At 68.2% G+C, this 18,771-nt stretch carries 18 protein-coding genes; 11 read left to right on the forward strand and 7 right to left on the reverse strand.

Going from position 1 to position 18,771, the window contains the following annotated elements:
* Positions 1 to 147: 147 nt before the first annotated feature.
* The 7 genes from J5X75_RS29415 to J5X75_RS29445 all read left to right on the forward strand — a co-directional run bounded on the left by J5X75_RS29415 (position 148) and on the right by J5X75_RS29445 (position 6,575).
* Positions 148 to 1,056: a radical SAM protein gene (locus J5X75_RS29415; RefSeq protein ID WP_208470774.1), complete on the forward strand. Its 909-nt coding sequence runs from the start codon at positions 148 to 150 to the stop codon at positions 1,054 to 1,056.
* Entirely contained in the window at positions 1,053 to 2,282 is a 1,230-nt protein-coding gene (locus J5X75_RS29420; protein WP_208470775.1) for a methionine adenosyltransferase, read from the forward strand. Before J5X75_RS29415 ends, J5X75_RS29420 begins: the two co-directional genes overlap by 4 nt.
* Positions 2,279 to 2,932: a class I SAM-dependent methyltransferase gene (locus tag J5X75_RS29425; protein ID WP_208470776.1), complete on the forward strand. Its 654-nt coding sequence runs from the start codon at positions 2,279 to 2,281 to the stop codon at positions 2,930 to 2,932. Before J5X75_RS29420 ends, J5X75_RS29425 begins: the two co-directional genes overlap by 4 nt.
* Complete coding sequence (locus tag J5X75_RS29430; protein WP_208470777.1) at positions 2,932 to 3,663, forward strand: phytanoyl-CoA dioxygenase family protein; 732 nt, start codon at positions 2,932 to 2,934, stop codon at positions 3,661 to 3,663. The genes J5X75_RS29425 and J5X75_RS29430 overlap by 1 nt, the downstream gene beginning before the upstream one ends.
* A complete protein-coding gene (locus J5X75_RS29435; protein ID WP_208470778.1) occupies positions 3,663 to 4,610 on the forward strand; it encodes an NAD-dependent epimerase/dehydratase family protein in 948 nt (315 codons plus the stop codon). The genes J5X75_RS29430 and J5X75_RS29435 overlap by 1 nt, the downstream gene beginning before the upstream one ends.
* A 95-nt stretch (positions 4,611 to 4,705) precedes the next feature.
* Positions 4,706 to 5,242 (forward strand): FkbM family methyltransferase, encoded by a 537-nt coding sequence (locus J5X75_RS29440; RefSeq protein WP_307798328.1) that lies wholly within the window; start codon positions 4,706 to 4,708, stop codon positions 5,240 to 5,242.
* Entirely contained in the window at positions 5,235 to 6,575 is a 1,341-nt protein-coding gene (locus tag J5X75_RS29445; RefSeq protein ID WP_208470780.1) for a hypothetical protein, read from the forward strand. Before J5X75_RS29440 ends, J5X75_RS29445 begins: the two co-directional genes overlap by 8 nt.
* 7 nt (positions 6,576 to 6,582) lie before the next feature.
* Here the strand turns inward: J5X75_RS29445 and gltX are convergent, their stop codons facing one another.
* From gltX to J5X75_RS29460, 3 genes are read right to left on the reverse strand one after another with little or no spacing between them, the layout of a single operon-like run.
* Entirely contained in the window at positions 6,583 to 7,995 is a 1,413-nt protein-coding gene (gltX, locus tag J5X75_RS29450) for a glutamate--tRNA ligase (protein ID WP_208470781.1), read from the reverse strand.
* A 28-nt stretch (positions 7,996 to 8,023) separates the two neighbouring features.
* Entirely contained in the window at positions 8,024 to 8,737 is a 714-nt protein-coding gene (locus J5X75_RS29455) for a creatininase family protein (RefSeq protein ID WP_208470782.1), read from the reverse strand.
* Positions 8,738 to 8,740: 3 nt separating this feature from the next.
* Positions 8,741 to 9,907 carry a helix-turn-helix domain-containing protein gene (locus J5X75_RS29460; RefSeq protein ID WP_208470783.1) on the reverse strand — a complete coding sequence of 389 codons (1,167 nt, stop codon included), beginning with the start codon at positions 9,905 to 9,907 and terminating at the stop codon, positions 8,741 to 8,743.
* Between the two features lie 315 nt (positions 9,908 to 10,222).
* On the opposite strand from J5X75_RS29460, the gene J5X75_RS29465 reads away from it, so the two are divergent.
* Positions 10,223 to 10,873, forward strand: a complete 651-nt coding sequence (locus J5X75_RS29465; RefSeq protein ID WP_208470784.1) for an HAD family hydrolase — start codon at positions 10,223 to 10,225, stop codon at positions 10,871 to 10,873.
* Here J5X75_RS29465 and J5X75_RS29470 read toward each other — a convergent pair.
* Both J5X75_RS29470 and J5X75_RS29475 read right to left on the reverse strand, forming a co-directional pair.
* Positions 10,866 to 12,161, reverse strand: a complete 1,296-nt coding sequence (locus J5X75_RS29470; RefSeq protein WP_208470785.1) for a helix-turn-helix domain-containing protein — start codon at positions 12,159 to 12,161, stop codon at positions 10,866 to 10,868. The genes J5X75_RS29465 and J5X75_RS29470 overlap by 8 nt on opposite strands.
* Positions 12,162 to 12,584: 423 nt before the next feature.
* Positions 12,585 to 13,643, reverse strand: coding sequence for a hypothetical protein (locus tag J5X75_RS29475; RefSeq protein WP_208470786.1), 1,059 nt, complete (start codon positions 13,641 to 13,643; stop codon positions 12,585 to 12,587).
* Positions 13,644 to 14,018: 375 nt separating this feature from the next.
* Between J5X75_RS29475 and J5X75_RS29480 the strand changes: the two genes are divergently transcribed.
* The 3 genes from J5X75_RS29480 (at position 14,019) to J5X75_RS29490 (ending at position 16,577) form a co-directional block, all read left to right on the forward strand.
* Positions 14,019 to 14,798, forward strand: coding sequence for a DUF2637 domain-containing protein (locus tag J5X75_RS29480; protein WP_307798330.1), 780 nt, complete (start codon positions 14,019 to 14,021; stop codon positions 14,796 to 14,798).
* 504 nt (positions 14,799 to 15,302) lie between these two features.
* Complete coding sequence (locus tag J5X75_RS29485) at positions 15,303 to 16,202, forward strand: replication-relaxation family protein (protein WP_208470787.1); 900 nt, start codon at positions 15,303 to 15,305, stop codon at positions 16,200 to 16,202.
* Between the two features lie 84 nt (positions 16,203 to 16,286).
* Positions 16,287 to 16,577, forward strand: a complete 291-nt coding sequence (locus J5X75_RS29490) for a hypothetical protein (RefSeq protein ID WP_208470788.1) — start codon at positions 16,287 to 16,289, stop codon at positions 16,575 to 16,577.
* Between the two features lie 47 nt (positions 16,578 to 16,624).
* On the opposite strand, the gene J5X75_RS29495 is transcribed toward J5X75_RS29490, so the two are convergent.
* Complete coding sequence (locus J5X75_RS29495; protein ID WP_307798331.1) at positions 16,625 to 18,109, reverse strand: recombinase family protein; 1,485 nt, start codon at positions 18,107 to 18,109, stop codon at positions 16,625 to 16,627.
* Between the two features lie 130 nt (positions 18,110 to 18,239).
* Positions 18,240 to 18,677: a SigE family RNA polymerase sigma factor gene (locus tag J5X75_RS29500; RefSeq protein ID WP_208470790.1), complete on the reverse strand. Its 438-nt coding sequence runs from the start codon at positions 18,675 to 18,677 to the stop codon at positions 18,240 to 18,242.
* Positions 18,678 to 18,771 lie beyond the last annotated feature (94 nt).

The raw sequence follows: 18,771 nt of genomic DNA on the forward strand, positions 1-18,771 counted from the left end.
GCCTTGGCCCTGTGGGGGTCCACCGTGAACCCCCACGATGAGCTGCCATGACGATGCTCCGCCCAGCGAGGGTGAGACATCGGCCTTCGTCGAAGTGAACCCGGCGCTGGTCGTCTTCTGGGGAGGAGAATCATGCGCGTCTCAGCGATGACGTCGGACCCTGCGCCGTGGGCGTGGGAGTTCGACTGGCACCTGACGAACAGGTGCAATTTCTTCTGCGAGTACTGCCATCCGCAGATCCGGTACGTCCTGAACAAGAAGCCGCTGGAGGAGCCGTCTGCTGATCTGGTCGTGCGCCGTTTCGAGGAACTGGAGGGCACCTCACTGGTGCACATGTCGAGCGGGGAACCGTTCCTCTTTCCCGACTTCGCGCGGTTGTGCGCCGGGCTGACCCGCCGCAACTGGATCAGCATCAACACGAACCTGGCGTCACCCGACTTGGTGGCCGATTTCGCGGCGTCGGTCGATCCAGCCAGGGTCGTGAAGATCGTGGCAGCGCTGCACATGCCTGAGCGTGAACGTCTCGGCCTGCCGTTGGAGACGTACGCCGAGTCGTTCCGGATCCTGCGGGCCGCCGGCTTCGACGTGGTCTCCCTCTACGTTCTGTATCCACCGTTGCTGCCGCGACTCCGGGAGGATCTCGCAGCTCTGGCTGGCCTCGGCGTGGAGCCGGTCCGCGCCAAGGTCTTCAAGGGCGTATACGAAGGCCGCCGTTACCCGGAGTCCTACACCGACGGAGAGCGGGACCAGATCCTGGCGAACTCCGGCGAGTACGTGTTCAACCGCCCGTACCTGGACGGGATGCTCGCCTTCCGCGGCCAGGCGTGCACGGCGGGCATGAGTTCGTTCAAGGTCACGGTCACCGGCGAGGTACGCAGGTGCGCATCCGTGCCGACGAGCTACGGCAACCTCTACGACGGGACGTTCCGGCCCGCCCAGGAGAGCACGGCTTGCCCGGCACGACGTGTCCTGGTCCTGTCGCAGTGCCTGGCCTATCTGGTGGAGCCTCCCGTCACCGCCGGAACGGCAACCGATCGGGCGGAGGCTCAAGCATGAGAGTGCTGACCGGCCTCGGTGCCGTCCGTCCCGATCAGATGCCTTTCGATGTCGCCGAACGCAAGGGCATCGGCCATCCTGACAGCCTCGCCGACCTGGTCGCGGACAGTTTCTCCCGGCGTTACGTCCACCTGTGCCGTGAGCAGTTCGGCGTGGTGCCGAACCACTGGGTCGACAAGGTCAATCTGGTGGGGGCGGCGGCCGACGTCCGGTTCGGCGGCTACGACATCCGCAAGCCGGTCGACGGCTACCTGTTCGGCAAGCTCACCGAGCATCTGGGTGGGACGCGTCTTCCGCTCGCTGACCTGTTCGGCGAGGTGGCCCGGAGCGTTCTGGTGGAGGTTCTCGGCGACGAGACCGTGCTCGATCATCTGCGACTCCACGTCAACAACACCGCCGGCACCGCTGTGGATCATGACGAGCAGTTCTACCAGCCGCGGACGGCAGCTGCCGTCCGCGAGGTGCTGGCGGACGAGTCCGTCGCGAACGACACCGTGCTGTGCGCGGGAAGCGGCCCTCGTGGTGCGGCCGCGGAGACTGCCGTCTGGTTGGAGTCGCTGCTGACTCGGCGTGACTTCCGTTCCCGTTTCGGCACCGGCACGGACGTGAAGGTCATGGTGGTCCGCTCGGGTGCCGAGCTGGACGTCACCGCGGCCGTTCCGTTTCTGCCCGGGGCGGTGAGCACCTGGTCGGAGTACCGCGATCGGCTGGACGCCGTTCAGGACGAGCTCGGCACCGAGGTGAAGCAGTTCCTCGACGGCCTGTCGCTTCCCCTGGGAGAAGCGCGGTTGCACCTGAACACCAAGGACGTCCCGGGCCGCGGCTACTTGGCGCCGTTCGGTACGTCTCTCGGCAAGGGCGACTGCGGTGCGGTGGGCCGGGGGAACCGCTACAACGGTGTCATCGAGCCGTTGCGGCCGGCCAGCGGCGAGGCGCCCGCCGGGAAGAATCCTGTGCACCATGTCGGGAAGATCTACACGGCGATCGCCGGTGACATCGCTGGTCGATTGTTCGCGCATTTGGGTGTCTACGCCGATGTGGTGGTCGCCGCCCGTAACGGTGGTCGGCTGGATGAGCCGGCGTATGTGCTGATCCGCAGTGATCGACCGGTCGGTGTCGCCGGCGAGGCGATCGCTCGTGAGGCTCTCGGGACTGCTCCGTCCTACCATGAGCGCTTTCTCGGCGAGGATCCGATCGCCCGGTTCCGAGAGCGGGCGTCGGCATGACGACGGTGCTGGACGACGCCCATGTCCGCCATCTGGAGCAGCTGCGATCCCGGACCCCGGTCATCGACCGGCAAGGGCTGCGGCTGGACGACACCTACGTGATGTTCTTCGCCGAGGCCGAACTCATGGCCGAGCATGCCCGCCGCCTGGTCGCCGGCCAGGCAGCGCCCCGGGTTCTCGAGGTCGGGCTCGGGCTGGGAGTCTTCGCCGAGCAGCTCGGCGCGCATCGGATCGGCGGCTACCGGGCAGTGGAACCGCATCCGGGCGTGGTGGAGCTGGTCGCTCCACGGGTCAGGTCGGCGCTTCGCTGCGAGGTGACGTTCGAGGTACGGCCTTGGCAGTCGGTCGCGCTGCCTCCGGCGAGCCTCGACGCGATCATGTACGACACCTGGCCGCCGGACGGTCTTGCCGACGCGGACTTCGCCCGGTTCGTCGAGCATGTTGCCGTGCCGGCCCTGCGGCCCGGCGGACGGTTCAGCTTCTTTCACAGCGGCAGGCACCTGCCTGCAGCCCGGACGTACGTCCTGGACAAGCACTTCCCCGGCTGGCAGGCCGTCCCCTACCGCATACCTCCAGCCGACCTACCGGCTGCCTGGAGCAAACCCAGCGCGGACTTTCTCGTACCGATCGCGGTGAAAGGAGACGACTGATGGACACGGTGCCGATCAGTTCCTCGGTGCGAAACGCATTCAACGAGGAAGGGTACGTGGTGCTGCCCGGCGTTCTCGAAGCCGTCACCGTCGAGGCTCTCAGCGACGCCGCTGATCACGTCTTCGCGCAGGTCGTCGGGACGACCCTGGCCGAGCAGATGGCCCATCCCCGGCTCACCTGGTGGCGGCTGCCGGACGGCCAGGCGTACGTCTTCAAGGTGAAGCCCGTCGCTGACCTGGCGCCGGCCTTCGGCGACGTGGCGCGTGGCCAGGCGCTGCCGGCCATCGCGTCGGCGTTGCTCGGCGCCGAGGTGGAGCTGATGGAGGACAAGGTCACCTACAAGGAGGCTCTGGATACCGACGTGCCGTGGGCGGCCTTGCCGGTGCTGGGCGAAGAGGTTCGCAAGCACTCGGATGCGACGTACTTCGCCGCCCGTGGCTTCAGCCGGGTGTTGACCGTCGCGGTGTGTCTGGACGACTGCCCGGCCGAGGCGGGCGCGCTGCGGGTCTGGCCTGGAACCCATCGCCGGCCTGTCGAGTACGTGCCGACGGCGGATCAGGGCCTGGTGGTGCCGGACGAGTCGGCTCCGGACGACGAGGCGGTCACGCTGGCGGCCGAGGCCGGGACGGTCCTTGCGTGGGACGCGGCCCTGGTGCACGCGAGCGACGCCAATCTGACGGGCAAGCCACGGCGGCTGCTCGTGCTCGGCTACACGGCGGTCGGACACTGATGGGTATCCGGGTTCTGGTGATCGGCGGCACCGGCTTCGTCGGGTCTCACGTGGTCGCCGCCTGTGTCGACCGGGGCCACGACGTGACGGTGTTCAGCCGGGGCCGCCGTCCCGTCGTCTCCGGTGTGGCGAGCATCGTCGGAGACCGACGTCGACCCGGCCCGGCGACCCGAGCAGATCTGGAAAGCAGCTGGGACACGGTCATCGACATGTGCGCGCACACGGCCTCGGACATGGACGTGAGTCAGAACATCCCGGCCACGCGCTACCTGCTGTTGTCCACGTGCGGGGTCTACCAGGCGGCGGGGCTGTCCCGGATCGCGGACGAGTCGGTGCCGGTGAACTCCAACGGTGTGGCTCGCGGGAAGGTACAGTGCGAACGCCGCGCTGCGCTGCTTCCGGCGCAGTCTCTGGTCGTCCGGCTCGGTGTGGTCACCGGGCCGGGCTACCCGTCCGGGCGGGCCACCTATTGGCTCGACCGAGCGCTGCTTGGCACGAGCGTCCTCGTTCCGGCGAGACCGGACCAGCCGGTACAACTCGTCGATGTTCGGGACGTCGCCGGATTCCTGGCGGCGATGGTCGACTCCGAGCAGACCGGCGTGGTCAACGTCGCCGGCCCGATCACGTTGTTCGCCGAGTTCATCGACCTGATCCGGGCCGCTGGACACAGCGAGTCGCAATTCCACTGGGCCCCGGAGCAATTCGTCCTGGCCCGCGGTGTCCTGCCTTGGCAGGAAGTACCACTGTGGCTGCCCACGGATCACCCGTTCCGAGCCCACCTACGGACCGGAACCGACCGTGCCACTCACATGGGCTTCGTCGCCCGCCCACTCGCCGCGACGATCGCTGACCTCACCTCCTGGTACCGGACTCATCGGTATCGGCATCCCCACTGGCTGGCACTCGACCGTGAGCAAGCGCTGCTCCGAGCGATACGGGGACTCTGATGCTCCCCTACACGCAGCCCGCCCCTTACTCCAGCCAGTGGGGCGAGGACCGTTGGCTCACCGAGCGGCTCGTCCCACCGCGGCGAGGGGTGTTCGTGGACGTCGGCGCGGGGGACGGCGTTCGCGGCAGCAACAGCCTGTACTTCGAGGATCAGGGCTGGTCCGGGCTCTGCGTCGACCCGGATCCACGCAATCGGGAGGCTCTCGCCCGAAGAAGGTGCGCGCTTCAGATGTGCGCCGTCGCCAGCCGACCCGAACCGCAGCCATTCAGCATGTACGACGCCAAGCCCTCATGGTCAGGACTGGGCAAACGCGGCGTCGGCTACACCGTGATCACCATCGACTGCCGCACCCTGGAGGACCTGCTCACCGAGGCGGCCATCGAGCGCATCGATCTGCTCAGCATCGACGTCGAAGGCACCGAGCTGGATGTCTGGGCGTCCTTCGACCCTGATCGCCACCGGCCCGGAATCGTCATCGCCGAGTACGACGATTCCGTCCCTGCTCGCAGCACCGCGCATCTGCACCGCGCGTTCGGCATCGACCGGTACGAACTCCTGCACCGAACACCGTCCAACCTGATCCTTCGAGGTACGGACGCTGTCAGCCGGCAGCGGTGGCCCAATGTTTGACCAGGTCACGGCCGTCCTCCGCCGACGCCTCGCCAGCGAGAACGTCATCGTGTTCTGCTCCCAGCACGAGGAGGTTCCGGCGTGGCAACGGCTGCTGGAGACCGCCGGGGTGAACTCGGCGCTGGTCCTGGCCTTCGACGGTCCTCAGCTCTCGCCGCTGCTCGCGCACCCGTCACACCGAGAAGCCGGAGAGCTGGTGGCCGCTCGGCATAGGCTGTTGGGCACCCTGTCCGGGCGATCGCCGCTCGCGCAGATGGTCGACGGCTTCGACCCGGCACGCCGAGCGGTTCTCCTGGTCACCGACCCGCTCGATCCGAGAGACGTCGGTGAGCGTCGCCTTTTCGCGGCAAAGCACCCCAGCTGGTCACTCGTCGAACACAAGAGTGTCGTGGACACGCTGTGGGACGTCATGGGCGTGGACCGGGCCGAATCGATGGTCGTCGACCGGCCCGGCACCCTGTTGAAGCAGGACAGTCTGGCGACCAGTGGCATCGTCGCCTCGTGGCAACGCCTCGGCGAAGCACCCGCAGCGGGCGGGAGCGGCATAAGAACCGCCCTCACCGAGATCAATGACGGTCGCTTCCGTATACGCATCATGCCGCATCTGACCGGACGGCCCTGCCGCCTGCATGGGCTGACCAGCAAGGATACGACGGCCGTCTTCCCGCCCTTGGAGTTGCTGGTCCCGCAGCGAAAGGAAGACGGATCGTTCCTGTGCGCGGGCTCCATCCCGCTGCCGGCACCGGAGCAGGCTCCGCTGGCGGCATTGACGCGGCAGCTCGGCGACCAGTTGCGCGCGTTTCTGGCGTACCGCGGAGGATTCTCGGTGGACGGGATCCTCACGCCCGACGGCTTCCGCCCGACCGACCTCAACACCAGAGTCACCTCGGCGTTGGAGAGCCTGCCGGCGACGGTTCGCGTCGCGGTACACGCCTGCGCCCTGGCGGCTCGCGCCGATCTGATCGACCTGCCAGGTCCGGCCCTCGGGCGATACGTGGCGCACGCGTTCCGGGAAACCGGCGAACTGCTGATCCGCGCTCCGTTCCCAGACAACGACCGCCTGGTTCGTGAGCCTGTTCGCTGGTTCGGTGCGGTCCTCGTCAGCGCCGGACACGCCGAGCCGCATGGCGTCCTCGACATCGGTCCAGGAGCACGGGGAGCCGTCCTGACCGCCCGAATGCGCCGTGCTGACCTACCTGACGGCGTGGATCTCCAAGCCGTCACCATCGCCGTGTTCGAGGCGGCAGACCGGCTGCTGGGAGCGAGATACGGGCCGTTGATGGCACCGGACGGTGTTGACCCGCATCAAGCGGATCAGCACCGTCGCAGGTAGAGCAGGCTCACCCGAGCCGGGCGATCGCCGCCTGGATGCGCTGCAGAGTGCGGTCGCGGCCGAGCACTTCCAGCGACTCGAACAGCGGCAAGCCGATGGTCCGGCCGGTCACCGCGACACGAACCGGTGCCTGCGCCTTGCCGAGCTTCAACCCTCGCGCCGCGCCCAGTTCCTCCACCGTCTGCTTCAGCGACTCCGCAGTCCACGCAACGCCGGCGAAAGCGGCAGCCACATCGGTCAGCAGGCCGACCGCCGCTTCGCCGGTCATCGCCTTCGCCCAGGCAGCGTCGTCGACCGGAGGTTCTGGCAGGAACAGGAAGTCCACCATCGTCACGATCTCAGCGAGCAGGCTGACTCTGGTCTGTGCCAGCGGCGCCACCAAGGCGAAAACGCCCTCGTCGTAGTCCTCGGGCCGCCACGGGGTTGCCTCGCCGTACAGCCAAGGGCGGCAGGCGGCGGTGAACTCCTCGACGCTCATCGCCCGGATGTAGTCGCCGTTGAAGGCGCGAAGCTTCTTCACGTCGAAGAAGGCCGGCGACGGGTTAACGTCTTCGAGCCGGAACTCGGCGACAAGGTCCTCCCACGGCAGGATCTCCCGGTTACCGGACGGGGCCCAGCCCAGCAGCATCAGGTAGTTGCGCATCGTCTCGGCGAGGTAGCCCTCGTCACGGAAGTCCTCCAGAGCGACCCGGTCACGCCGCTTGGACAGCTTCTGCCGCTTCTCGTTCACCAGGATCGGCGCGTGCGCCCAGACGGGCGGCTCGTGCCCGAGCGCCTGCCACAGCAGCTGCTGCTTCGGCGTGTTCGGCAGATGCTCCTCGGCCCGGATCACGTGCGTGATACCCATGACCATGTCGTCCACGACGTTGGCCAGCAGGAACACCGGTGACCCGTCGCCGCGGGCGATCACGAAGTCCTCGATGGTGTTGTTGGCGAACGTCGGCTCGCCGCGGACCAGGTCACGAACGACCGTCTGTCCCTCGTCCGGAGTGCGGAAACGCACGGCCCGGCCCGGCTCGGCGGTCAGGCCGCGGTCACGACAGAAGCCGTCGTAGCCCTTGTGCTCGCTGCCGGTGCGCGCGACAACCTGCTCACGGACGCAGTCGCAGTAGTACGCCTGCCCCGCGGTGAGGAGCTTGTCGATCGCGTCACGGTGGTGCTGAACATAGGCGGACTGGAACAGCGGTCCCTCGTACTCCTCGGGCCCGCAACCCAGCCATGCCATCGCATCCAGGATCCCCTGGACCCACTCGGGCTTGCTGCGTTCAGCGTCGGTGTCCTCGATCCGGAGCACAAGGGTGCCCCCGGACTGCTTCGCCAGCACCCAGTTGTAGAGCAGGGAACGGGCGTTGCCCACGTGGAACATCCCCGTAGGAGACGGGGCGATTCGGACACGTACGCCGGAAGGAGAAGACGCCATGCACGCAGCGTACCGGCCGCCGGTCCGATCATCCGGTTGCGGTCAGCGCGTCCAGGTGGGCTTTGAACGTGTCGACCAGGCTGTCGAGAATCATTCTGCCCTTGTCCGCCGTCCCGGCTGACGGCATCCCGATGACACCCGACTTCGTATAGCCGGCCATCCCGTGGACGAGCAGCAGGTTACGGTCGTCGGCCTGGTGGTCGGACGTCTCGACACCGGGACGAAGCATCTCCGGCGCGACGTGACGCAACAGCGACACCTCCAGCTCGCCGGCATGCATGTCGGCATGGCCGTCGCTCGTCAGACCGGCTGCCTGACGGGCGGCATTCCAGTCGTCCCTGGCGGGAAACAGTGTCATCACCGGTCCCGCGGCGTTCGCCTCCTGAACGATGTTGCTCAACACGTAGTTGCCGCCATGGCCGTTGACCAGGGCAAGGCGCTCGACCCCGGACCGCCGGAGTGACGTGAAGACATCGTTGATCATGGCGGTCAGGGTGGTGTGGCTGATGCTGACCGTGCCCGGCCAGGCGCTGTGCTCATGGGAGCACGAGATCGTCACCGGCGGCAGCAGGAACAGGTCATAAGCTGCAGTGATGCGTTCGGCGATCGCACAGGCGACGACGCTGTCGGTGGCCAGGGGCAGAAAGGCGCCGTGCTGTTCGAAACTTCCGACGGGGAGCACCGCGACGGGGGCGGCGCGACGCCTCTCGTCCTCACTGGTGGCGGTCGACAGCAGATTCATGGATCAATCCTGACAGGCGACGAGCGCGCCCTGGTATGCCTCGGCCAGGCGGGGAAGCACGGTGATCTCGCGGTGTCGGCGCAGTCGCGGCAGCAGCCGGCCCACGGCCCGCAGGGCGCGCGCCGACGATGTCTGCTCCGCTACCCGGACCGCGGTCAGGCCCTCGACCGCTGCTCGTTCCGGTTCACCGTCGTCCAGATACGCGAGCGCGAGGTCAGCGCGCCATACGCCTTCATCGAGGCGCCCCTCGGCAGGCCACGCCGCGAGGACTTCCTCATAGGTCCTCGTGGCCGCCGCGCTCTCGCCGAGCATCTGCCGGCATCGGGCTTCGCTGGCGCGAACGTAGTCGACCGTGCAGTGGCCGCCGAGATGATCCGACCCGTCGGTGGGCTCGGCGACCAGACGAAGCGCGAGGTCGATGTTCGCCCTGCTTGCGGGCGCGTCGTCGGCGAGGGCGTGTGCCTCGGCCTCACGGATCAGGCACAGGGCCGACGTACGGGGCGGCAGTTTCGGTGTCCGGCGGGCCTGCTGCGCGAACCGGCCCGCCCGTACCGCGTCGCCGTCGTCGAGCGCTTGCTGACTCTTGCGCATGAGGATGTACGACACCAGATGGTGATCACCGGCTTCGACGGCCAGGGCATGCGCCCGGTCCAGCAACGAACTCGCCCGCGCCGGGTGCGGCCCGTTCGCCTCGATCCAACTCAGGAACTCGGTCCAGTGCGCTTCCAGCGCCATCAGGCGGGAACGGTGCAGTCCGCTCGTGGCTACCCGGGCCGCGCCGATGAGCTGGGACTGTCCCTCTGCTGGCCGACGCAGGCCCGCGCAGCCGAGGGTGTTGCTCCGGGCGGACAACACGCCCAACAGGGCACTCCACGAATCGTGCAGCGAAGGATCGGCGAAGACGTCAACGAACCGTGACGGGGAGCCTTCGGAGGATGCGGCGAGCCCCAGGTACGGCCGCGGAATGCTCAGCCCGTCGGCGATGCGTTCCAGGACCTCGAAGGAGGTGACCCGCTGTCGGCCCTGGGCGATCTGCCGCACCCGGGTCTCTGACAAACCGGTCAAGGCGGCAAGTCGCGCCCGGGACAGACCCCGGGTCCGCAGGAAACGCAGAAGCGCGGAGACATCACGGGCAGCGAGATGCTCGACGAGGGGCCGGCCCTCGAACACCGCCGTGTCCCACCACTGAGGATCGATGTTCATGGTCGCGCCGCCCCTTTCCGACATCCGACCACACACCGCTTCGGTGGCAACACGCTACGGCAAACGGGAACGTTCACGCCAGATCGGGCAGCGCATCGGACAACGCTCGGGCGTTGGTGTCGTCGCCGGAGTTTCCGTGCATGACAGCCCGGGGCAGAATCTGATCGTTCGTGCCGGTTCTTCGGCGACCCGGTGTGCCCCGCCAGCCCCTCATCGGCGTCGGCCCACGAGCGAGACCGTCCCGGCCGTACGGTTGCCTCATTGTTGAAGGGAAGAGATTTCGTGATCAGGTCGGTGGTGTTCGACGTCGGTGAGACGCTGCTGGATGACACCCGCGAGTTCAACGCCTGGGCCGACTGGATCGGCGTGCCCCGGCACACCTTCTCCGCGCTGATCGGCATCGTCGTCGCTCAGGGCCGCAACAACGCGGAGGCGTTCCAGTACGTGCGCCCCGGCTTCGACCTCGTGACCGAGCGTAAGCGCCGTGAAGAGGCGGGTGTCGGTGAGCAGATGGACGAGGGCGACCTGTACCCGGACGTCCGGCCCGCGCTTGCCGAGCTACGGCGGCGAGGGGTGTGGGTCGGGGTCGCCGGCAACCAGACCGTCCGGGCGGCTGAACTTTTGCGGGCCCTGGACCTGCCAGTCGATGGTCTCGCCACCTCCGGCGAGTGGGGAGTTGCCAAACCGGACCCCGGTTTCTTCGAGCGGGTCGTCGCCTTCGCACCGGGGGAACCTCACGAGATCGCCTACGTGGGCGACCACCGCGACTACGACGTGCGGGCCGCCCGCCAGAGCGGCCTACAGGCGGTGCTGGTCAAGCGCGGTCCCTGGGGCCGGTTGTGGGCTGACGACCCGATCGTGCGGGAGCATGCCACCTGGGTTGTCGACTCCCTCGCCGAGCTGCCGGAGGTCGTCCGGCCGCAGGTCAGCTGACGGCGGCGGGCGCCGCGGTCCAGCGGGCGAAGTCGTGGACCCGGCTCGTGCTCCCCGCGCCGTCGAGCAGGTCACTCACCAGTCGGCGGACCTGGGGATGGAATCGGGTGTGTTCGGGCGCGACCGCGCGTGCCTGGAACAGCGCGGTGACGGCATCCTCGGGGCTGTCGAGCATGGCCCTGGACCGGGCGAGATCGATGTAGAAGTGCGAGCGGCGTTCGGCCGGCAGCTCCTCGGGAGGATCCCAGTCGGCGGCCACGCGCAGGGCGTTGTCCGGATCACCGGTGTCGACGGCGAGGGTTACCTCGTGGATGCGCACCGACGACGGTCCGAAAGCGGTGCCGTGATACTCGCCCTCGGGTACCTGGGTGGCGTATTCGGCTGCCTCGGCAAGGTGGTCACGCGCCTGGTCGAGGCGGCCGGACTGCCCGGCCAGAACCGCCGCACGCATGTGCAGTGAGCCGTACGCTGCGCTGGTGTCCGTGTCGCTGCCGGGCAGGAGGCGTTCCGCGGCCCGTTCCAGTACGGTGCGGCCGAGATCGGGTCGGCCGTTGGCGAAGAACAACTCGCCGCGGACGTAGGACGCCGTCGCTAGGACCAGTTCGTCTCCGGATCGTCGGGCGCTCTGCGTCATCATCGCGATGATCCGGGCCGACAGGTCGTGATGGCCGGACTTGTCGGCCAGCGCGTCGGCCGCCCGGTACGCCTGCGTCAGTAGAGCCGCGACGGCGGCGCGTCGCTGTCCCGCCCAGGCCTCATGCGCCCGGTGCAACTCGTTCAGCAGGTCCGGCAAAGCGACGCACAATCGGGTGTAGTTGGAGGCGAGCCGCAGACGGACCACGTCGGTGACCGCGGTGGACAACTCCGGCAGCGGTCGGATGGGCCCGTCCGGTGGAAGGTCGGCGATGTCGAGAGCGGCACGGATCGAGTCGAGCCCGTTTGCCGGCAGATTGAGTGATCCGCTCGGTTGCAGTGGCTTGCTGGTGGGATCCGGCGCGGTCGCCTGGTTCGCCGATGTGAAAGCCAGGCCGAGCAGGCCGCGTTCGATGGTGAGCCCTTCGGCGATCCGTTCGAGCACCTCGTAGGAGGTGATCTGCTGGTTGCCCTGGGCGATGGCCCGCACCCGGGTCTCCGACAAGCCGGCAGCACCGGCGGTGACCGCACGGCTCCACCCTCGACTGCGCAGGAAACGGAAGACGGCACCGATGTCACGTGCCTTCAGGATCTCGGGCATGGGACGGCCCTCGAAGGAGCCGGTAGTCCACCACGCCGTGTCGGCCTTATGCACCGCAGTTCTCCCCGCTGCCACGGACGATAGGACCCAACGTATCCACCGATCGACATGAATGCGAGACCTGGTGCGGGGATTCAGCCGCTACCGGATCGTCCAGGAATGCTGGCAGGCTGGCATCCGTGACGAGAACATCCGGTCAGTCCGGCAACGGCGAGGACGGCACGCCGACTGCAGTCCTTGCCCGGAGGGAGAACGCGGAGTCGCTGGCGACGGAACTACGGGACATGACGGCTGCCGTGTGGCCGGCGCGGTCGCGGGGTGCGGCGTCGTCGTACGTGGTGTTCATGGAGGACGAGGTCGCCTTGGCGGATCTCGTGGTGGTGTTGTGGGACATCGCGCGGTCAGGCCCGTTCCCGCCGGAGGTGACGGTCCAGGCCGGTGTCGCGGGCGCCGTCGTGCTGGTGCACGGCCCGGATTTCAGTGTGGCCGGTCGGTCGGGTGGTCCGGTGCTGGTGGTGTCGGATCGGATTCGGGGGGTGTTGCGGATCGATCGTGATCCGAGCTGGCAGCAGGAGCTCTCAGCGCTGATCGGCGAGTTGGTCGCGGTGGGGCAGGGTTCGGAGCCGTTCGACGAGTCGGTGGTGCCGCCGCCTCCGCGGATGCCGTGGCACCGCGACCGGTAGCCGGCTTCCCGCGAACTCCATCGGCTGGTTTCTCGTCGGGTTCCCGGTCGCGGGCGGCAAGGTACTTCAGGAAGCGGGCCTTGGCACGCTTGCGTTGCCGGTAGGCGGTGTTGAGGTTCATGCCGAGCTGGTCGGCTGCGTCTTTCATGCTGACGTGGTCGAAGCCGGTGATGGTGAGCAGCTTGACGTCCCGCTCGGCCAGCGGCCTTCCGGAGGCGGCGAGTGCGGCCAGAAAATCGTGGAAGAGGACTCTGAGTTTCTCATCGGGCGTGCTGTCTGCCATGGGCGCAGGCGGTCGGGGTTTCGGGGGTTGTTGGGATGGCTGGGATTGTCGGCCCTTGGCGTGAGTGATGCCACTCTCGATCAGTTTCATGCCGAGGTTCGTCGCGCGGATGTCGATGGTCGTCATTCGTTTCAGGAAGCCGTAGAGCAGGTCGTGGTCGATGTCAGCGGTGTCGTCGCGGTAGGCCAGAATGATCCGCCTGCGGGCGCGGCGCAGGCCACGGGCGGCGAGGCTGATCGCGAGGAGTCGGTAGGGCTCGGCAGTCGCGGGACGGCGGGCGCCGGTGATGACGGCGGCCCAGATCTTGTCGCGTTGCGGGTAGTCGGCGTCTTCGAGCAGGAACCGCAGGAGCATGCGGGGCCGCATGTCCCTGGGCGGCAGACCGGGACCGAGGCGATCGGCCGGGATGGTCCAGTTGAGCATCGCGAAACGGGCCTCAAACCAGTCGAACAGCGGCCCGTGCCGGGCATCCGTACCGTCCCGGTTGCCCGGCAGCACGAGCGGGGTCAGGTCCTGTAATGCCAGCTCAGCGCGCCGTGAGCGTGGTGTTGATCGGTTCGGCTGCACCACCAACCCCCGTCGCCGGTGTGATCGCTGGAAAAAATCTTGCCGGTGTGGTGTCCAGAACGGCGTCGAGCCGCCCCTTTCTCCTGTAGCAAGCCGCGCTCTCTGCTCGGCTTGCCTGCCGCCGTCGCCGCCCTCGGGCCGCGGCGGCTGCTTCGTTCATCGCCTGTTCCGCTGCCGCGGGGCAGGTTCGTCGTCTCTTGTGGAGAGTGAAGCCATGATTATCGATCACTGTCACGCTGTTTGGGGAGAGCAGGATACGCGCTGGACCTGTCACCAGCGCCGATCCGCGCCCGTTCGCGATCTGTCACGGTCTGTCACCGCGAACCGGATCCTTCCCATCGCCCGGCACGGTCGGGCATCACCGGTACGGGGACGCCGGTGAGCGAACCTCGTACACCGTTCCCGGCTCGGGTGGACCGTGCCGCCCGGGTCGAGGGTGTCGTTCAGGTCGTCATCATGCTGGCGATCGGGGCGGCTGCGGCGGCGGCCTCGTTCACGCACGTGCACGACGTCGCCGAGGCGCACGGCCAGCCAGGGTGGCTGGCGTGGGCCGACGCGATCGTGCTGGAACTGATGTCCGTGGCCGGCGGCCTGGAACTGCGGCGCCGTAAACGCCTCGGTGCTCACCTGTGGTTCCCGGCCGTGGTGCTGGTCGTCGCTGTGGTGCTGTCGCTGGGCGCGCAGGTCGTGGAGGCCGAGCCGTCGGTCATCGGCTGGCTCGCGGCGGCGCTACCCGCGGTCGGGTTCCTGGCCATGGTGAAGATCGCACTCGGCCGAGCCGGACCCGGTCCGGCCGCCATGGTCCCGGCCTTGGCGGCCGTCCCGGACGGTCCCGGACGTCCGCAACAACCACCGACCGTCGCGGACGACGGTCCGCCACCGGCGACGGTCGACGACGAGATCCGCGACCTACTTCCCGTCGCCCGCAAAGCCGCGGACGACCTGGCCCGCGAGGGCCGCCCGCTGTCACGCGAAGCCCTGGCCGAACTGCTTCGCAGGCAGGGCTACGCGATGTCGAACGCGCGGGCGTCCGCACTGGTCAAGCTGATCCGCGACCAACCCGCCCGCCCCGAAGAACCAACTGGAGGCGGCGTCGCACCCCCGGCGATGGGGGAAGCCGACTTGCCGATTGCCGCTGTCACCGGCTCGTCGTCGTGATGACGAGCGTGGGCGGTGCTGCGGCGAGCCGTCTGCCGTCCTATCAATGAGAAGGAGTGTCCATGAACCGTCCGTTAGCAGGGCCACGGAGGTTACCTCCGTGCTCCTGTCGAAGTCCAGGCCCAGCGTCCGTGGTCGATCTGTCAATACCTGTCACGTCCGCGACCACGGATTCGTCACCATCGCTGTCCACCTCGCTCGGAACCCAACTGGCACCCAACTGCGACAGCACGCCCGTACCGCCGATCACAGCGCTACCAGGTCAACCAGCCGACGCATCCCGTCTTCGGAACGGGACCAGCACGGCATTCGACTCAGACCGACTGGCTGGGTGTGGTCGGGGTGTCGGTGCCGGGGTGTGTCCGGGTGACGGTGTGGGGGTCGGTCTTGACGCAGACCCCCACACCGACCCCATCGTCGACCTGTCAGCGCAGGTCAGCTGCTATCCGGCGATGGTCGTCGTGTGCTGCGACAGACCCTCGTCTGGGGTCTCCCCTGGGGGTGATGCCTATCCCTACTGGCACTGAACAGCGCCTCCTGCGGGCGCAAGCGTCTCTCACCGGCCGTGATCTGCGGCTGCTCGGCTGGCTCTACGACCACGGCGTCCTGACCACCGATCAGATCAACACCGCCCTGTTCGGGTCGCTGACGTTCTGTCAGCGGCGGCTGCTCAAGCTGCTCGCGTTGGGTGTGGTGGCCCGGTTCCGGCCGCAACGCTGGGAGGGCGGCTCGTATCCGTATCACTACCTGCTCGACCAACTCGGCACCGAGATCGTCGCAGCCCAGCGCCGCGAGCCGCTCCCACGTCGTGATCAGGCGAGGCAGCGAAGACAGCACCTGACCTCCCGGGCGAACCTGCCGCACCTGCTGGCCACCAACCAGTTCTTCGTCGACCTGGCCGGTCACGAACGCACCCACCCAGGCAGCCGCCTCATCCAGTGGCGGTCCGCCTCCGCACTCCAGGAGAGAGGAGCCTTCTTCCGTACCGGCGACGACCCGAGCCTGATGCTGCTCACCAGCCTGCCCCGCCCGGACGCCCACGGCGTCTGGGCCGAACACGACCGGCAGGTGCCGTTCCTGCTCGAGATGGATCTCGGCACCGAAAGCCTGACCGTCCTCGCCAACAAGATCATCAACTATGTACGGCTCGCAGAAATGACCCGCTGGCGGTGGCCGGTGCTGTTCTGGCTGCCCTCGACCCGCCGCGAACTCAACCTCCACCACCTCCTGACCGACACCGACGTCCCCGACCTGGTGGCCACCGCCGCCGGCGACCACACCACCGCCACCGGGCAGTCGCCCGCCGAGAACGTGTGGTGGCTGCACGGCCACCACGGTCCCCGGCTACGACTGTCCGAACTCCCGTACGACGACGACACCACAGCACCGGTGAACGCCAGCTGAACCCCGTGACCCAACCAGGAATGGAGCTGCCATGCGATTCGTGACCCGCTGCCCCGAGCAGAACAACACCTTACGAGGAGGACGATGGTTCGACGCCGTGATGACCGACGGCTGAACCGCCGCGCACCACGCGGCCCCACGCCCGCCACCCCCGTTGGGGAGGCGGGCGAACTCATTCCGGCAGACAACCCGCACGCGCACACCCCCGGACACCCCGACGCGCACGGCACCCTGCCGATGGCCCACCACCTCACCGACCCCGCCATCGAGGAGGAGATCCAAGCCCTCGCCGCCGAGGCAGGCCTGCCCACCCCGGACCAGGCCGCCCGCCTCGCCAGGCTCCTACGACTACACCGCCACCGGGACGCAGCTTGATCAAAGGGCCGGACGTGGCGTCATCGCCACGTCCGGACCCGCGCCAGTCACACCTGCGGTTCCTCGTTCTCGACCCCGAACTTCCACTTCCATTCCAGCCGGTGCCGGCCGAACGGACGGCGGCTGCCCTTGCCAGCAGGTAGGAGCTTGATGTCGGCGACCAGACGGATGATGTCGCGCTTGACCGCCACCTCGTCACCCAACGCCGCCCACGCGGCCACGGCTTCCCTACCGATCCGACCCCGCAGCACCGGCGGGATACCGGCCTCGGAGGCGCGCTGCTCGTGTTGGGCGATCTGGTCGAGCAGGCCCTTCTCCGCGCGGGCGAAGCTGATCGCGGTCACGTCACCGACCTCGGCGAGCCGCCGCCAGTCTTCCAACTCCGCACGCAACCGGTCCGCCTCGGCGCGGGCGTGCGCGACGTCGGCATCGGTGGCGGTCTGCGCGGTCAAGATCTCGTGGATGTCCTCCCGCGACAGCCACGCCACCACCGCCCGCTCCACGAACTCGTCCAGCAAGTCCATCGGCGCAGCCGCGCACCGCTTCTTCAGACACGAGTACAACTCACGCGACCAGTTGTTGCGGCGAGCGACCTGCCGCGACACCGGACCGTCACACACCGCACACGGGACGACGTAGGACAGCAGATACACCGCCCGGCCCGGCCGGGTCGTCGTCCGGGACGGATCCTTCAACGTCCGCACGGCCGCCCAGTAGATCTCCTCGGTCACGATGCCGTCCCAGATCCCGTCCCCGACGACCTGACCCCGCAGCACCCGCTTACCGATGTACGCCGGGTTCATCGCCATCGTCCGGATCACCCCACGCCGCCAGGCCGACCCCTTCGGCGACGGCACACCCCGCTCGTTCAGCTCCCTCTCGATGGCGATCAACGGCGTCCCGTTGGTCACCTTCTCGAAGATCTCCTTCACGATCCCGGCGCGGGTGTACTCGCTCGTCGTCCCGTTCTCGGCGGTCGCGGTCAGTACCTCGGTGTCGGCTTCCTGGCGTTCCAACGCGCGGGTCCGGGAGTGGTAGATGCGCCGGTAGCCGTAGGTGACGTGCCCGTGCGGGCGGCCTGACTCGGCGGCGCCGACGATGCCGCGCAGCACGTTGTCGCGGATCGAGTCGGCCAGCCACTCCGCCTGCACCGCCTGAAAGCCGAGCATCATCCGGTCGTTCTTGTCCCGCAGGTCGTACAGCACCCCGCCGACCAGCCAGAAGTTCAGGCCGACCTCGATGCACATGTCGCGGATCTTCACGTACACCGCGAGATCGCGCTGGTTGCGGGAGATCTCCCAGATCACCAGCACATCACCCTTGCCGCGCTGGATCGCCTCGATCAGCCGCTCGAACTCCTCCCGCTCCTTCGTCGCGTGACGGCTCGCCGACCGGTCGTTGTCGGTGAACGACGCCGAATCCGTCCAGCCGTGGGAGTTGATCTCCTTGACGTTCAGCACGCCCTGATCGTGGACGCTCTTGCCCTGTTCCTTCTTGTCCTGCGAAGCCCGCTGATAGCGCAACGCCCGCACTTCCGACCCGCCCGCCAGCAGAGCCGCCTTGCTGTCGAATCGAACCTGGTTTCGCGCTCGCCCCGTCCGCCGTACCATCGATGTCGTCCCGTTCGCCCTGGTAGTTGACCTGACGCATCGACCATAGCTGTTATCGACGAATGTGAGTTCCCGCGGAGCAGCCGAGCGCCGCCGCGGTCTCCTCCACGGACAGGTCCTGCCAGTAGCGGAGCACCAGCACGGCCCGCTGCCGGGCCGGCACCCGGGCGAGCGCGCCGAGCAGGGTGATCCGGTCGTCGGACGGCTCCGGCGCCGCGGCCCGCTCGATCCGGGTCTCCTGCGGCCGCTCCCGCCGCCACCAGCCCCACCGTCCCTCGTCGATGAAGGTCGAGATCAGGACCCGGCGGACGTACGGGTCGAGCGACTCGTGCCGCTGGACCCGGTTCCACCGGAGGTAGAGCTTGGTGAAGGTCTGCTGAACCAGGTCCTCGGCCCGGTGCCAGTCACCGCAGAGCAGGAACGCCGTCGCCCGCATGGCGGACGATCGGGCCGCGAAGTACTCGGCGAACGCCTCGTCGCGGTCGGTCATGAGGTCTCCATCCCGTCGGTCCCGCTAATCACGAGGCGAGCACCGGGGAGGGTTGCATACGACGGTGGGAGACCGGCGGCCCGGCCTCCCACCA

The organism is Actinoplanes flavus (assembly GCF_017592555.1).
Taxonomy (GTDB): Bacteria; Actinomycetota; Actinomycetes; order Mycobacteriales; family Micromonosporaceae; genus Actinoplanes; species Actinoplanes flavus.